This is a genomic window from Erythrobacter sp. Dej080120_24, assembly GCF_036322605.1.
Classification (GTDB): Bacteria; Pseudomonadota; Alphaproteobacteria; order Sphingomonadales; family Sphingomonadaceae; genus Erythrobacter; species Erythrobacter aurantius.
In genome coordinates this window covers 490,556-506,154 of sequence record NZ_AP027262.1, presented here as the reverse complement: position 1 = coordinate 506,154, position 15,599 = coordinate 490,556, and the positions used below count along the sequence as shown (strand labels likewise).

12 protein-coding genes and 1 pseudogene are annotated in these 15,599 nt (G+C 59.2%); 12 read left to right on the top strand and 1 reads right to left on the bottom strand.

Annotated elements, in window-relative coordinates; all coding sequences use genetic code 11:
• Positions 1 to 354: 354 nt before the first annotated feature.
• From AABA34_RS02575 to AABA34_RS02565, 3 genes and pseudogenes are all read left to right on the top strand, one after another.
• Positions 355 to 1,136, top strand: a pseudogene (locus AABA34_RS02575) (IS5 family transposase).
• The gene (locus AABA34_RS02570; RefSeq protein WP_338303756.1) at positions 1,106 to 1,633 is read left to right on the top strand and encodes a thermonuclease family protein; all 528 of its coding nucleotides are present in this window, start codon (positions 1,106 to 1,108) and stop codon (positions 1,631 to 1,633) included. The pseudogene AABA34_RS02575 and the gene AABA34_RS02570 overlap by 31 nt, the downstream one beginning before the upstream one ends.
• A gap of 469 nt (positions 1,634 to 2,102) precedes the next feature.
• Positions 2,103 to 2,783, top strand: a complete 681-nt coding sequence (locus AABA34_RS02565) for a nucleotidyl transferase AbiEii/AbiGii toxin family protein (RefSeq protein WP_338303755.1) — start codon at positions 2,103 to 2,105, stop codon at positions 2,781 to 2,783.
• Here AABA34_RS02565 and AABA34_RS02560 read toward each other — a convergent pair.
• Complete coding sequence (locus AABA34_RS02560; RefSeq protein WP_184081865.1) at positions 2,780 to 3,286, bottom strand: hypothetical protein; 507 nt, start codon at positions 3,284 to 3,286, stop codon at positions 2,780 to 2,782. The two genes, AABA34_RS02565 and AABA34_RS02560, sit on opposite strands and share 4 nt — an antisense overlap.
• Before the next feature lie 433 nt (positions 3,287 to 3,719).
• Here AABA34_RS02560 and AABA34_RS02555 point away from each other — a divergent pair, with 433 nt between their 5' ends.
• The 9 genes from AABA34_RS02555 to AABA34_RS02515 all read left to right on the top strand — a co-directional run bounded on the left by AABA34_RS02555 (position 3,720) and on the right by AABA34_RS02515 (position 15,595).
• Positions 3,720 to 3,911, top strand: a complete 192-nt coding sequence (locus AABA34_RS02555) for a helix-turn-helix transcriptional regulator (RefSeq protein WP_087910441.1) — start codon at positions 3,720 to 3,722, stop codon at positions 3,909 to 3,911.
• 42 nt (positions 3,912 to 3,953) lie between these two features.
• Positions 3,954 to 4,469: a hypothetical protein gene (locus AABA34_RS02550; protein ID WP_338303754.1), complete on the top strand. Its 516-nt coding sequence runs from the start codon at positions 3,954 to 3,956 to the stop codon at positions 4,467 to 4,469.
• A 204-nt stretch (positions 4,470 to 4,673) separates the two neighbouring features.
• The gene (locus AABA34_RS02545) at positions 4,674 to 5,045 is read left to right on the top strand and encodes a hypothetical protein (RefSeq protein WP_338303753.1); all 372 of its coding nucleotides are present in this window, start codon (positions 4,674 to 4,676) and stop codon (positions 5,043 to 5,045) included.
• Positions 5,042 to 6,862, top strand: a complete 1,821-nt coding sequence (locus AABA34_RS02540; protein ID WP_338303752.1) for a type IV secretion system DNA-binding domain-containing protein — start codon at positions 5,042 to 5,044, stop codon at positions 6,860 to 6,862. The genes AABA34_RS02545 and AABA34_RS02540 overlap by 4 nt, the downstream gene beginning before the upstream one ends.
• Positions 6,862 to 9,609: a MobF family relaxase gene (gene mobF, locus AABA34_RS02535; RefSeq protein ID WP_338303751.1), complete on the top strand. Its 2,748-nt coding sequence runs from the start codon at positions 6,862 to 6,864 to the stop codon at positions 9,607 to 9,609. The genes AABA34_RS02540 and mobF overlap by 1 nt, the downstream gene beginning before the upstream one ends.
• Positions 9,610 to 9,829: 220 nt before the next feature.
• Positions 9,830 to 10,708: an ArdC family protein gene (locus tag AABA34_RS02530; RefSeq protein ID WP_338303750.1), complete on the top strand. Its 879-nt coding sequence runs from the start codon at positions 9,830 to 9,832 to the stop codon at positions 10,706 to 10,708.
• A gap of 90 nt (positions 10,709 to 10,798) precedes the next feature.
• Positions 10,799 to 11,449 carry an N-6 DNA methylase gene (locus tag AABA34_RS02525; protein WP_338303748.1) on the top strand — a complete coding sequence of 217 codons (651 nt, stop codon included), beginning with the start codon at positions 10,799 to 10,801 and terminating at the stop codon, positions 11,447 to 11,449.
• Complete coding sequence (locus AABA34_RS02520) at positions 11,446 to 13,053, top strand: Eco57I restriction-modification methylase domain-containing protein (protein ID WP_338303747.1); 1,608 nt, start codon at positions 11,446 to 11,448, stop codon at positions 13,051 to 13,053. The genes AABA34_RS02525 and AABA34_RS02520 overlap by 4 nt, the downstream gene beginning before the upstream one ends.
• Entirely contained in the window at positions 13,046 to 15,595 is a 2,550-nt protein-coding gene (locus AABA34_RS02515) for a GIY-YIG nuclease family protein (protein ID WP_338303746.1), read from the top strand. Before AABA34_RS02520 ends, AABA34_RS02515 begins: the two co-directional genes overlap by 8 nt.
• The last annotated feature ends 4 nt before the right edge of the window (positions 15,596 to 15,599 follow it).

Here is a 15,599-nt window from a genome sequence, read left to right as displayed (position 1 = left end):
ACGATAATCAACTCTGCTACAATGCTGCTCGCCGCATTGAGGAGGAGAATCGGCGTTTGCTTATCGCACCTGAAGATCCCGGTTCCGAAACCATTCGGGTGCCTGTCCTCAAGGTCTTTGACGGCGATGGCTTCCTAACCCGTATCGACAACCCCCGACGAGGAGCAAGCCTTGAAGTGACAATCAGGCTGGGGTTCATCGACGCGCCGGAAATGGAGCAGCCTGGAGGCATCGAGGCGCGTGACTTCCTTCAATCGCTCATTGGCGGAAGGCATGTCGATCTAGGCCGTGTTGACAAAAGGGATTCCCAAACGCCCCATGTTCTGATTCAAGACTGCTTTTTGAGGAGCAGTCATGGGTCGCGGGGATTTGTCGGATGCGGAATGGGAACTGATCGGGCCGCTACTTCCGCCTGAGCGGGGTCGCTGGGCGCGGCCAGCTGGCGATAATCGACGCTTCCTCAACGGCATGCTCCATGTGTTGCGGGTCGGCTGTCCCTGGCGCGACATGCACGAGCGGTATGGCAAGTGGAACTCGGTCTATGTCCGGTTCCGGCGCTGGGCCGAACAAGGTGTCTGGGATGCACTCCTGCAAACGCTGGTCGATCTGGGACTGACCGACGATTGGCAGCACATGATCGACAGCACCAGTGTTCGCGGCCATGTCTCGGCGGCGGGCGGAAAAGGGGGGCTTGTGCGAACGCTCTTGGTCGATCGCGCGGCGGCTTTACGAGCAAGATCCACGCCCGCTGCGACAATCAGGGACTGCCTCTCGGCTTCATCCTGACCGGTGGCGAAGCCTCCGACTACACTGCAGCCGAGCCGCTCATGGAGATCCCCATCGCCACGCCCAAGGCGCTGCTGGCGGACAAGGGATACGACGGTAATCGCTTCCGGGAAAGCCTGCTGATCCGGGGCATCCTGCCGATCATCCCGCCCCGCTCGAACCGCAAGGTGCCCGAGCACCCCGACTATCGCCGCTACAAGGACCGCAACCGCATCGAGCGCATGTTCGGCAAGCTCAAGCAGCAGCGTCGCATCGCCACCCGTTACGACAAGACCATCCTATCGTTCGAAAGCTTCCTCAACCTCGCCGCCGCCCGCCTATGGCTGAAGTCTTTTGTCAACACGGCCTAGCCATTCTGATGAAAATGGACACTGGCGGCATTGTCGATCGCCACAAGCGGATCGTAGCCGTGCCCTATTTGCGGATGGATCAGAGCAATGACCCGGCTTCCCGGCTCGGGCAATTCTTTCGGGGACTGACTGCTCCATCTCACCGCAACATCGAATTGGAAATGATCCTCAATGGATGGGCATGGGTGCTCGATCGCTATGGACCCGATGAAAGCTACTTCCAGGCGCTTGACGATGCTCAGCGAAATCGACGTGGTATCTGGGCGAATGACGACAACGTGCATCCCTGGGAGTTCAAGAAGCAGCGCTACAGGGCTCGTCGGGCGAAACCAAAGCCTGCTCCACAAACGCCGCTCTTTGACGTACCTGAGTCAGCAATCTCGTGTCCGATGAAAGGCTGCGATGGCCAGCTCGTCGAGAGGAGCGGGCGTTTCGGGAGTTTTCTCGGATGCACGAATTTTCCGAGATGCCGTCACTCGCGCAATTTGAATGGATGACTGGAGTGAGCTCTAAGGGATCGCAGCGATGTCCGAGCGCGTCTGCAATCGAGGGGCTTTTATCCCGCAAAACGCGATTTTCGAAAAATGCGGGATAAATCGCGGATTGGCCCTCTGCGTTCTTCCTATGTTCGAACATTCTTGTTTTGCTAACGCATGAAGCGTATATTCTCACCCTGAGATCGATTCCGCAGGTTTAAGATGAGCAACCTAGCTGCACAGGTTCTGGCAACGGTGAACGCCCCCTATGGGGCGAACCATTCCGCTCACCAACTCGCAACGCTTATCGCTGACCCATCGAGTGTGGCAACGTGTGACGCCAGCGTCTTCGCTTTTTTCTCAGAGGTGACACCAGCTGCACAGAAAGCCTTCATGGCTGAAATGAAGGTCGATGAGGATATGGCGAAAGCTGTCGCTAGTCAGTTTTCCAAGATGGCTGGGTACTCGCTGCCTCTGGCAGCCTGAGAAAGTGATCTCGCCTCGACAGCAGCCGAGCCAATGGCCGCTTTTATTTGATTTGGCATCCGACATCATCGCGCGAACCACCGAAGCCGTTGGCCGCGAGCCAGATTGGTCGTTCGGAGGTGGGACGGCATTGATGCTCCAGATCGATCATCGCGAGAGCCATGACATCGACCTCTTCCTTTCCGATCCCCAATTCCTCCCTTACCTCAATCCCGAGACGCAGGGGTTTGAGCTCGAACGAATGCCGGACACCTACAAAACAGACGGCGCAGGTTCCCTCAAACTGATCTTCGAGGACATTGGTGAAATCGACTTCATTTGCTGTGCCGACATTACGCCAGAGCCATCACAGGTCCGTGAGCTACGGGGGCGAACAATCCGGCAGGAAACTCCGGCAGAGATAGTTGCTAAGAAGGTCTACTATCGCGGTGCATCGATGCAGCCACGCGATATGTTCGATATCGCGGCCACCAACGAAAAGCTGGGCCAGGACTACGTGATCAATGCCCTCCGCGAATGTGGAGTTGATCGATGTAAGAATGCCCTTCGAGCTGCGGAGAATATGAAGCCTGAGTTCGCTAGCTCAATCATCAAGCAACTCATGTATCGCGATCATACTGGTCACTTGGTTGAGGAAGCGCAGGCGATTACAGTGCAGCTGTTGCGTGCAACGCTAGGCGCCTAGGGCTCCCCTCGCTCAGCCCCAATATCCGCCCATTCAAGAACCAGCTTGTCACCCTTCACACGGGGCAAGGCCTTGCGTGGAATGAGCTTCCCGCGAACTTCGAAGTCAGACGTGATCTTGACCAGAAAGACCATGCTGAAGTTCCGTCTGAGGTTCAGCGTGACCCGGTCATTGCTCTTGAAGGGCGTGATTGTCTTGACCTCGACCAGGTCATTGCCGAGCCGTCCGTCAGATCCTTGAGCGTAGTTGCGGTGCAGCTTGATGCCGTGCGTGATCGCCCCGTAGAGTTCTCCGATATCGCCATACACCTGCAGGTGCTTGCCCGTGTGCATGTGATACTGCTCTGCGGTGCAGATCAGGTCCTCGAATATCGAGACCAGCGACAGATCGGCATTGGGATATTTTGCCCGCCATTCCTTGTACTGGATTTGCTCATTGATCTCATCCCAGCTGATCCATTCGCCATCATCCCAGATGGCATTGTCCGGCCCAAGTTGCTGCATCCCAAATCCGCTAACGTGTAAAGATTTTCGCGTTTTCTTTGCATGTCCGCATCAACGTGCAAAGCGAGAGCGCGTTTGCTTGTCATGTCGGCTCAAGCCGCGATTCACGCAAAAACCGGTCTCCCGCTGCACCAGAAACGTAGATTCGCACCTGCATTGGCCCGGAGCGGACACCAGCGGGAAAAATTCTTTCAGTCCCGGACTGTCCATAGCGATCCAACATCGTCCACCCGCCAATGCGGAACGGCATTAGTTCTATTTTTGTTCTTTCCTACAGCATTGCGCTTCGCATAGCATTGCTCGCGTCACCGAAGCTTGGTGGCGCTGAGTTGAACGTCTTATCGCACGGTTCGCAACGGCAATTTGAAGGACAACCCATCGTCGTGGGGGAACACGGCTTCGGTGACAGAACCTTGAAGCAAAGGAATCTGTCGTGCCGAATACTGAACTACTCACCTGCCATGAGGTCATGCGCCTCACGGGCATTCGCAGCCGGACAACGATCTGGCGACGCATCCGCCGGGGTGCCTTTCCTCATCCCATCGACATTGGCGGCGGACGTATCCGCTGGCGTTCCACTGACATCGAGGAGTGGATCGAGGCCCTCCCCCTGCGCAGCTATTGACCCCTCCAAGGCGGGCAATGGCCCGCAGAAAGCATCTCCCCCATGTGTATCCTTTCCCTGATCAACGCCGCCCTGCAGAAGCATGGCTGGCTGATCGCTCGCCTTCCGAGCGACGAAGAAGAGCGCACGGCTCAGCTCGTCGAATTGCTCGTTGAAGACAATGCCGATGGGCGCGCCCGTCGCCACACATTGCATCCCTGGCTCTGGTACGAACGCCCGGTCCGGGAGCGGTTTGAGGGACAAGATTGTTGCCTCACTGTCGAGGGACCGATCTACCGGAGCCGGGACGGGACCGGGTATCCGCTTGGCAGCCAGCTTCGTACCGAATTCGGGTGGCTTGACCTCGCGCCAGAAGAGACCAACGCAATCGCAGACGAAGTTCGATCAGCGATCGACCTTGCACTGCTTCGCTGGTTCACACGCCCTGATATGGCGGAACGCAAGTTGCCTTCGCGCCAGTCCCGCGAACGCTACTTTGACGACGATATCGCCCGCAATCTGATCCTGTCTGCGACGCCTCCAACGGCAAGCATGGAGCAAGACGCCCATGTCAATTGACCGGAGAAAGACTGGAGAAAGAAGGGGCCACGATACTGTGTATCGGACCCGCAATTTCCAGACACACCCCACGCACGTGTGCATCAAGGATTTCTGCGGGTTTGAAGGGATGCGGATAGCATCGCGTTCAGGCCATTTGCCCAAGACCCGCGCAATTCCGCCATTCTTTGCGATGGCGGATAGCATCTCCACCGGAGCGGACCGATGAGCGCGCGGGCGCAGACGGTGCGCCTCAGTCCGTCGCAATACCGGATGCTGGCTGACTTCGCAAAGCGTCGCGGTCTTTCCGAATACGCCATGCTGGCGCGGGTGGTGGAAGCAGGTTTTCTCGCCATGCTTCACGGCACCGACAAGGAGACCGATCTTGCCGAACTGGCGCGCGAGATCGGGGCAATATCGGAGCGCTTGGCTGAGGCTGAACGCGTGCTCGATCGCACCCTGTTCACGGCCTGTGCTGCCTACGCTTACGCCCGCCATGCGGCACTGGGAACGAAGAAATCCGACGAGACAATTGCAATCGAAGCGCGCGCTGCTTTCGAGCGCCAGCGCTCGCTTGCCCTGGAGATTGAGCCATGAACTCCAACATCGATTTTGTCACCCGCGCCCATGCCCTTTGGCGCGTGCGTATGGCGCATTGGCAGCAACGCTTCGGCTTCTTTGCCAAGCTCCTTCTTTTCAGCTGCGTCGCAGGAGCGATCATCACCCCGCTGCTCCGACTTGGTCCGGAAGAGATAGCTGCTGTGGGTCACTTCATTGGAGCAAAGGCATTCTCATTGCTGGGCGAGTTCGCAGGCAAGGATTTCGATATGAGGATCACCGTCAACGGCGAGAGGCTGATCGTCCCCGCTTCCGTTATTGCCAACGATCCCGCAACTGCCGCGAACTTCCTCTGGACTGTGAAACAGGTAATTGGAGGCACGCTCGCGGGGCTGGCCATCGGCATTTTCCTATCGGTTGTGGTCAAAAGATCGATGTCTGAGCAAGGCAAGGATACGCTCGCCGACAGGGTCATTGGTGGTACCTGTGTGGCGGATGAAGCGGATGTGGCTGCGCAGACCACTCTGCTTAGTGGCAGGGATGCATTGCGCATCGGTCCAGTCCCCGTCCCGCGCCGGATCGAGACCCGGCACTTCGCCTTTCTCGGCACCACCGGCAGCGGCAAGACCACTGCCCTTCGCCAGATGCTCGACGGCATCGAAAGGCGCGGCGAAGCGGCGCTCGTCTATGACACTTCGGGCGAGTTCATCGCGCACTATTACAACCCCGCGCGCGGGGACATCATCCTCAACCCCTTCGATGCGCGCTGCGCCTTCTGGACTCCATTCGACGAGATATCGCACCCCGCCGATGCAGACCGGATAGCGCGCCAGCTGGTCTCGGAAACCAGCAGCCAGGATGATGATGTCTGGCTTGAGACAAGCCGTATTCTTGTCGCCAATATGATGCGCTCCTTATGGGCGGAAAAGAACTGCAGCCTCGAAGCCTTGCTGGAAGCCCTACAGGTCAAAAGCAAAGAGCAGTTGAAGGAGTGGCTGGGACACACATCATCGGCCCGCACCTTTGCCAACGACGCCGACCGCGCCACCGGCAGTGTGCTGTTCATGCTCGCCAAGGCGGCGAACCTGATCCAGTTCCTGAAGGTCGAGGATGAGGGAGAGGAGCGCTTCGCTTTCCGCGATTTCATTGCGAAGCTGGATGAGTGCGAGGGTGCAAAGCCCTGGATCTTCGTCCCCCGCAAGGAAGACTATTTCGAAGCGTCCAAGCCGCTGATGGCGTGCTGGCTCGAATGCGCGGCAAGCGCGGTGCTGGGTCTGTCGCCATCGCCAGACCGCCGCATCTGGTTCGTGCTCGACGAGCTGGCCGACCTGCCGCGTGTCGAGAACCTGGCTCGCCTTCTGCCCGAAGGCCGCAAGTTTGGCGCAGCGATCGTGCTTACCTTCCAGGCGCTCGGGCAGATGCGTAATCGCTACGGTGCCAACATCGCCGAGGCCATGCTGGCCTGCTGCAACACCAAGCTGTTCCTGCAAACGGTCGATCAGGAAACGCGCAAGTGGGCGAGCGAGACCATCGGCCAGTGCGAAGTGGAATTGCGCGTTGCCACCGACACATTGTCGATTGGCAGCGAGGTGCCGCGCACGACCATCGCCACCCAGCGTCAATTCCGCCCTGCCGTGCTCGAAAGCGAACTGCGGCTAAGCCCGCATCAGGGCTATCTGCTGCTTCCCGACGGACTGCCTGTCGCGCGCATCGGTCTTACCGCCGATCACATCACCCGGCGTGGCGAGCCGCGTCAGCCCGGTTACGTTCCAGGCGATCCGGCGGGCACGCTGTGGAGCCGAGTCAGCGAGATCGCCAAAGGTGCAGAGCCCGATGCCAAACCGGGACCGGTCTGATGGTCGCCTCGGTCTCGGCCCTGTCGAGTGCCGGTCAGGCCGCAAGCTATTACGAGGCCGACGATTACTACGCCGAAGGCGGCATGGCTCCGTCCGAATGGTTTGGCGAGGCAGCAGAGAAACTCGGGTTTTCGGGCGAGGTCGATCGCGAGAAGTTTGCCGAGTTGCTCGAAGGCAGGATTGCCGGACAGCAACTGGGCACAACGCGTGATGGCAAGGTCGAGCATCGGCCAGGCTGGGACATCACCCTGTCCGCGCCCAAGTCGGTCTCGATCATGGCCGAGGTCGCCGGAGACAAGCGGCTGATCAAGGCGCATGGCGCGGCGGTGAAAGTGGCTTTCGCCCATGTCGAAAAGCACATGGCGGCAACGCGAATCAGGCAGGGCGGCGAGGTCCGACGCGAGGCGACCGGCAATCTCGCCGTCGCCACTTTCCGACATGCCACAAGCAGGGCACAGGACCCGCAGCTGCACACCCACGGCGTGATCATCAACGCCACACAGGACAAGGACGGCTACTGGCGAAGCCTTGAACCCCGCGCCTTCTACCAGCTGCAAAAGGAAATCGGCGCGATCTACCGGCAGGAGCTGGCGCACGGTGTTGCCGCGCTGGGATACAAGATCGAGGCCGGGAAAGACTCGCTGTTCGAGATCGCAGGCGTTCCTGAGAAGGCCATCGATGCGCTGAGCCAGCGCACAGCAGCAATCGATGCCCGGCTTGCTGAGCGCGGCACGAGCCGCGCGGAGGCGAGCGCCGCCGAAAAACAGATTGCTGCGCTCGCTACCCGCGAGGCCAAGGCCAGTGTGGATCATCGCGCGCTGCGCACCGACTGGCGGGAGACTGCCGATGCCAACGGGTTCGACAAGGCAACGCGAGACAGGCTGATCGGTGAAGCGAGGGAGCGGGCGCGGAGCAGCGAAGCAACTGCCAGCCCGGAATTGCTCGCGCGGCAGGCGGTAACCTGGGCCGCTACGAAGCTGTCCGAGCGAGAGGCAGTGTTTTCGGCGAGCACGCTGGCGCGCGAGGCGGGGGACTTTACCTTTGGCAAGGTCGGGCACCGCGCAATCAGCGCAGCCATTGCCGAGGCTGGAAAGCGCGGCGAGCTTGTCCCGCGCACTTTTCTTGACCGACGTGGGGCGGAGTTTGTCGGGTTCACGACGCCGAGGGCCATCGAAACCGAACGCGCCATGTTGCGGCTTGAGGAAGCCGGACGCGGCATGGTGCAATCGCTCGCCAGTCCGGTGGCGGCAGCACGAACCATCGAGCGGGCTGCACGACAATCCGCGCGCTCCGGCTTTGCCTGGACCGAGGACCAGAAACGGGCGACCGCAGACCTGCTCACTTCGCGCGACCGCGTTGCTGCTGTCCAGGGCTACGCCGGGACTGCCAAAACCACCACAGTTCTCGCCACCTACGCGCGCGAGGCGCGGCGGCATGGGCTTGCCGTAACCGCGCTTGCGCCAACCGCATCGGCAGCCACTGTCCTGGGTGAGGCCCTGAGTCTGCGCGGTGACACCGTGGCGCGGCATCTGCTCGCGCCAGAAGCAAAGACGGCAAGGAAGGATGCCGTTTGGATAGTCGATGAAGCCTCGATGCTCTCGGCGCACGACATGGCGAAACTCATGACCCGCGCCGACAAGGCCCGAGCCCGCCTTGTGCTGGTGGGCGACGTCAAGCAGTTGGGGTCGGTCGGAGCGGGGGCGGCCTTCGCTCAGTTGCAGCAGGTTGGCATGGCGACCGCAAAGCTTGCAGAGGTGGTCCGGCAGACCAATGCTGGGACCCGCGAAGCCGTCATGGCTTCGATTGAGGGCCATGCAGGCAAGGCTCTTGCCGCGCTGGAACGTGGCGGCGGCAAGGTGATCGAGGGCGCAACGCCGGATGAGCGCCTTGGGGCGATGGCCCGGCACTATCTGGCCCTGACGCCAGCAGAGCGCGCCCGAACGCTGGTAATCGAGCCATCGCGCGAAGGCCGGGACAGGCTCACTGCCATGATCCGCGCAAAGCTGACCGAGCGCGGCGAGCTGTCGGCGGATACGGTCCAATTCCACGCTCTTGAAGCGAAAGGCCTGACCCGTGCCGAAGCGCGCGAGGCGGCCAGCTATGCCATCGGCGATGTTATCCGGTTCAGCCGCGACTATGCCGAGAAAGGTGTGCGGCGAGGCGAAAGCTTCGCGATTGCCGCTATCGACCCCGAGCGCGGGCGCATTGCTCTGGAAGGCCGTAATGGCCGGTCGCTTGACTGGCATCCCCGACAGTGGGGCGCTGGCAAAACCGAGGTGTTCGAGCCGAAACCGATGGGGCTGCGCACCGGCGACCGCGTGCAGTTCACACGCAACGACCGCGAGACGGGGCGGGTCAACGGGTTGGGCGGGTCCGTCACCAGCATCGATTCCGACCGTGGCCTGGCAACAGTGAAACTCGCCAACGGTCGCGAGCAAAAGCTCGATCTTTCCGATCCTCGCGATACTCATTTGCGCCATGCCTACGTCCAGACTGCACACGCCGCCCAGGGCCAGACCGCCGAGCGCGTCCTGATCCACGCCGATAGCCGTTCCACCAATCTGGTCGATCAGAAGATGCTCTATGTCGCTCTGTCGCGCGCCAAGGCCGAGGCTGTGGTTTTCACCGACGATAAGGACCGGCTTGTCCGTGCGATTTATGAGCGCGCGGGTGAGAAGCAGACGGCCATGACCGCGAGCACTCCGGAGGCCGGAAAGTCAAAGACAATGGGTGCTGGGTTGGGCTGATCAAGCGGCTTGGCGGCGGCAGGCCATGGCGTCCTTCGTCCTGGCGTTGGAATGAACTGCTCCTCTTCGACAGGCCGTGCCGGGCAGATCAACAGCCTGCCCGCTCCATTCGGGCTGAAGCCCTCCCGTGTTGCCTGTTTCGCGTAACCGCTGACCCGCCCGACCAATCCGGCCCGTCCCTTCATCCGCGTTCCCAACGATTGGACGAAGGATTTTCACCATGGCTAGCACCACAACCGCCAGCATCTACGACACGATCACCAACCAGATCATCGCTGCCCTTGAACGCGGCACGGACACATTCTCGCTCCCTTGGCATCGCAGCATCGCACCGCTTTCGCGCCCCATGAATGCGGCGACTGGGAAAGCCTATCGCGGCGTCAACGTACTTGCCCTTTGGGCCAGCGCCGAAGCGCAAGACTTCGGGCATTGTCTTTGGGCAACCTATCGCCAGTGGCAGTCGCTTGGTGCCCAGGTTCGCAAGGGCGAAAGGGCTTCGCCCATCGTGTTCTACAAGATCTTCGACAAGCGCGAGGACGATCAGGCCGAGGAAAGAGACAGTTCGACCCGTATCTTCGCGCAAGCCTCGCACGTGTTTAACGCTAGCCAGGTCGAAGGCTATACCCTGCCGGAAGTGGCGCATGGCGAAGACTTCGATCCTATCCCGCAGGCGGATGCCTTCGTTGCGGGCACAGGTGCCAGCGTGCGCATCCATGGCGACAGCGCCCACTACACCCCCTCTACCGACACGATCACCATGCCAGACCGCGAGCGGTTCTTCGCAACGGCCAGCGGCAGCGCGGCGCAGAACTGGTACGCAACCTTGATGCACGAGCTCATCCATTGGTCTGGCGCTGATCACCGCCTTGCGCGAACGTTTGGGAAACGGTTCGGTGACGATGCCTATGCGATGGAAGAACTGGTGGCCGAGCTTGGTTCAGCCTTCCTTTGCGGCGACCTTGGCCTTTCCACCAGCCCGCGCCCGGATCACGCCAGCTACCTCGCCAGCTGGCTAAAGGTGCTCAAGGCCGACAACCGGGCAATCTTCAGCGCCGCTAGCGCGGCGGCGAAGGCTGCTGAATTCTTGAGCTCGGATTAGGTCGAGCAATACGTTGAGAGAATTTGCGGTCCGGTCTATCGTCCTCCAGAGACGGCAGACCGGCTGCGAACATCATTTCGAAGTATTATCATGAATCTAATCAAGTCTAAGCAGCGCGTTGTCGATCACGGGGAGGTATTCACACCGCCTTGGCTGGTCGAGAAGATGCTCGATCTTGTGAAGGGTGAGACGGAGCGGATTGATTCCCGCTTTCTTGAACCCGCCTGCGGCAGCGGCAATTTCCTCGTGCCGATCCTGCAACGCAAGCTGGCCGCCGTAGAACTGAAATTCGGCAAGTCCGACTTCGAGAAACGGCATCATGCCCTGCTCGGCCTGATGTGCTGCTACGGCATTGAGTTGCTGGCCGACAATATCGCGGAATGCCGCGCCAATATGCTGGAGGTTTTCGCGGGTTATCTGGCGCTGGATGCAGATGACGATCTTTATCGTGCCGCCTTTCACGTCCTTTCGCTCAATCTCGTTCACGGCGATGCGATGACGATGCGCGCGATTGATGACGCACCGATCCGCGTGGTCGAATGGGGTTATCTGGGCAAAGGGAAATTCCAGCGCCGCGATTTCCGGCTTGATGTGCTGACCGGCATGGCGAGTTTCAGCGCCGAGGATTCCCTGTTTTCGACATTGGGCAAGCACGAGATATTCACGCCTTCGCAGACATATCCGCCGATGAGCGTGCGCGATCTTGCAGCGACGACTGACGGAATGGGGGCGAGCGCATGATTGAACAGGCCAGCTTTGCACTGCGCGGACGCAACCCCGATGTGCTGACCTGCATCGCCAACCTTTCAAATGATGAGGTGTTCACCCCGCCGGAGTTCGCCAACCGGATGCTGGATACGCTGGCAGAGGCATGGGCGGAAGACAATGATGGCGCGAGCATCTGGGCCGACAGTTCGGTCAGGTTTCTGGACCCGTTCACGAAATCCGGTGTCTTTCTGCGGGAGATCGCCAAGCGGTTGATCGCTGGTCTTGAAGCGGAAATCCCGGATTTGCAGACCCGCGTTGACCATATCCTGACGCAGCAGGTTTTCGGGATCGGCATCACCCGACTTACCAGCTTGCTGGCGCGCCGCAGCCTCTATTGCTCCAAGCACGCGACCGGGGAGCATTCTGTCGCCACGGCATTTGCCAATGACGATGGCAATATCTGGTTTGAACGGACCGAGCATACTTGGGATGGTACGAAATGTGCGTTTTGCGGCGCTAGTAGAGAGGTGTTCGATCGGGGTGAGGAAATGGAGACGCATGCATATGCATTCATCCACACTGATGAGATCAAGATCCGGCTTGGCGAGATTTTTGGAGATGAGATGCAGTTCGACGTGATTATTGGCAATCCGCCATATCAGCTAGACGATGGAGGTTTCGGAACCAGCGCTGCTCCCATTTACCAGTTGTTCGTGGAGCAAGCGTTGGCGTTGGAGCCGAAATTCGCCGCATTTGTCACCCCATCACGTTGGATGACTGGCGGTAAAGGGTTGGACAAATTTCGAGAGCGCATGCTGACTGACAGACACTTGCGTGCAATTGTCGATTTCCCGAAGCTCTATGAAGCTTTCCCCGGCGTCAAAATTCGGGGTGGCATTTCATATTTTCTGTGGGCTGGTGATTACTCCGGTCCTTGCCGATTTCAGACCATGTGGGACGGACAGCCCACTGGGCCAGCGGTTGAGCGCTATCTGGACGATTACGATGTTTTGGTTCGGCGGAATGAAGCGGTGCCGATCCTCGAAAAGGTCAGAACGGCAAATGAACCAACCCTCAGTAGTCGCGTCTCAACTGGAAAACCATTTGGGTTCCGAACCTTTTTTCATGGAAAGCCCACGGACGCAGGGCTGAATGACCCCGTGAAGCTTTTCGGCTCGCAGAAAATTAGCTGGATTGAGCGCGCTGAAATCACCACGAATCCACAATGGGTAGACTCTTGGAAAGTACTGATGACAGCAGTTCAGGGTACGAGCGCTGCTGTTGAGACCAAGTTTCTCAGTAAGCCCATTGTCGCTGAGCCTGGAACCGCTTGCACAGAAACGTATCTCGTGGCGGGTTATTTTGACGATGAGACGATGGCGAGAAACTATGCAGGCTATCTCCGCACCCGCTTCGTTCGATTTCTCGTGTCTCTTCGCAAGGCGACACAACACGCCACTCGTGACGTTTATGCGTTCGCCCCGGATTTGCCATTAGACCAAGCATGGACCGATGAGTTACTATACCAGCGCTACGGGCTGACGGCAGATGAGATTGCGTTTATCGAGTCACAGGTTGCCGCACATGAAGATGCATGGGTAGACGAAGCTGTGTCAAAAGACGCCGCTGATGAATAAGCCTACAATCGACGAAATCCTGACCCCGAAACCCGATGCGCGCCCGCGCATCTATGCCTATTCCATTGCGGATGAGGCGCATGACGGGTTGCTCAAGGTTGGCCAGACCACGCGCGACGTGAAGCAGCGGATTGCCGAGCAGTTAAAGACGGCAGCGATTGCAAATTACACCATCGAACTCGACGAGCCCGGCGAAGCCGATGACGGGTCGATCATCACCGATCATGCCGTGCGCGATGCACTCAAGCGCAAGGGTTTTGCGAATCCGCAACTCGAATGGATGCGATGTTCGCTGGCCGATGTGAAAACCGTGCTGGCCGAACTGCGCAGCGGTCAGCAATTCACCGGCACGCATCACGAGGATTTTCCGCCGCGCAAGGAGCAGTTGGAAGCGGTCGAGCAGACCCACGCCTATTACCATTCACGCTGGCAGCAGGATGCCAATTCCGTTCCCCGCTTCCTGTGGAACGCCAAGATGCGTTTCGGCAAGACCTTCACCAGTTATCAGCTTGCCAAGAAACTTGGGGCGAAGCGGGTGCTGGTGCTGACCTTCAAACCCGCCGTCGAAGATGCCTGGCAGACTGACCTTGAATCCCATGTCGATTTCGACGGGTGGCAGTATCTCTCCCGCAATTCCGGTCGCGATCCGAGCCAGATCGATGGTGACAAGCCGGTGGTCTATTTCGGCTCGTTCCAAGACCTGCTGGGGCGCGACAAGGCCGGGAATATCAAGGCCCGCAACGAATGGCTCCACACGATCGACTGGGATTTGGTCGTGTTCGACGAATATCATTTCGGCGCATGGCGCGAGACGGCCAAGGAGCTTTTCGAGGGCGAGGATGCAGGCGAGGCCAAGAAGGAAGCCAAGCTGGAATATGCCGATGGTCTGGATGATGTGAACGAAGACCTTGGTGTCATGTCGGAAAGCGAAACCGACTTTCTGCCGATTACCACGCGGGCATACCTCTATCTTTCTGGCACACCCTTCAAGGCGCTGGCCACGGGCGAGTTCATCGAAGAGCAGATATTCAACTGGACCTACACGGACGAGCAGCGCGCCAAGGAAGAATTTGCCGCTCAGCATCCGGGTCAGCGCAATCCTTACGGCGCATTGCCGCAAATGCGCCTGCTGACTTACCAGATGCCGCCGGAAATTACTCACATTGCCAGCGGCGGCGAGCTGGACGAGTTTGATCTCAATGAGTTTTTCGCGGCGAACGGCACAGGCGTTCTCGCGCAGTTTAAGCACAAGGACGAGGTGCAGAAATGGCTCAACGTCATTCGCAACTCGCCAGATGCACCGCGATCATTCGACAGCATCAAGACGGGCGTTGTTCCGCCGTGGCCCTATTCGGACACGCGGCTTCTGCCTCACTTGCAGCACAGCTTCTGGTTCCTGCCTAATGTCGCCGCCTGCCACGCAATGGCGAACTTGCTGGAAGAGAAGCACAATACGTTCTGGCACGATTATAAGGTGATCGTGGCGGCGGGCGCATCGGCGGGTATCGGCCTTGATGCGTTGCCGCCCGTTCGGGACAAGGTTGGCAGCGGGTTCGATACCAAAACCATTACGCTTTCCTGCGGCAAGCTGACCACCGGGGTCACGGTCAAGCAGTGGTCGTCGATCTTGATGCTGCGCAATCTTCAATCGCCGGAGACGTATTTTCAGGCAGCGTTCCGGGTGCAGTCGCCCTGGTCGATCAAGAATCCCAACGGGGACAATCCGAACGAGGAAGAGATCATCAAGCCGGTCTGCTTCGTGTTCGATTTCGCCCCGACTAGGGCGCTGCGGCAATTGTCGGAATACGGCATCGGCCTTTCGCCGGGGGAGGCGAACCCGGAAAACGCGGTGAAGGAACTTGTCTCGTTCCTGCCTGTGCTGGCCTATGATGGCGCGAAGATGATGCAGATCGACGCGGGCGGCATCCTTGACATTGCGATGGCGGGAACGTCCGCGACCCTGCTGGCTCGAAAATGGGAATCGGCTATGCTGGTAAACGTGGACAACGACACGTTGCGCCGCGTTCTCGAAAACCCCGAAGCGATGGCCGCTGTTGAGCGGATCGAAGGTTGGCGCGCCCTTGGCGAAAACATCATCGAAACGATCATCAACAAGAGCGAGAAGATCAAGGACATCAAGGACAAGGCCAAAGCCAATGACGGGGAGCTGACCCCGAAAGAGAAGAAGGAACTGACCGCCGAGGAAAAGGAGTTCAAATCCAAGCGCAAGCTGGTTCAGGAAAAGCTGATAAAGTTCGCGACCCGCATCCCGGCATTCATGTATCTCACCGATTTCCGCGAGAACAAGCTACAGGACGTGATTACCAAGCTGGAACCGGACCTGTTCCATGCAGTCACCGGCCTGACTGTAGCGGATTTCCACCTGCTGGTTCGCCTACGCGTATTCAACACCGAGCGGATGAACGAAGCGGTGTTCGCGTTCCGCCGCTACGAGGATGCTTCGCTGCGCTATACCGGCATCGAAAGCCACGAAGGTCTGACGCATTATGGCTTGTATGACACTGTGGTGGCGAAGGAGTGAATGG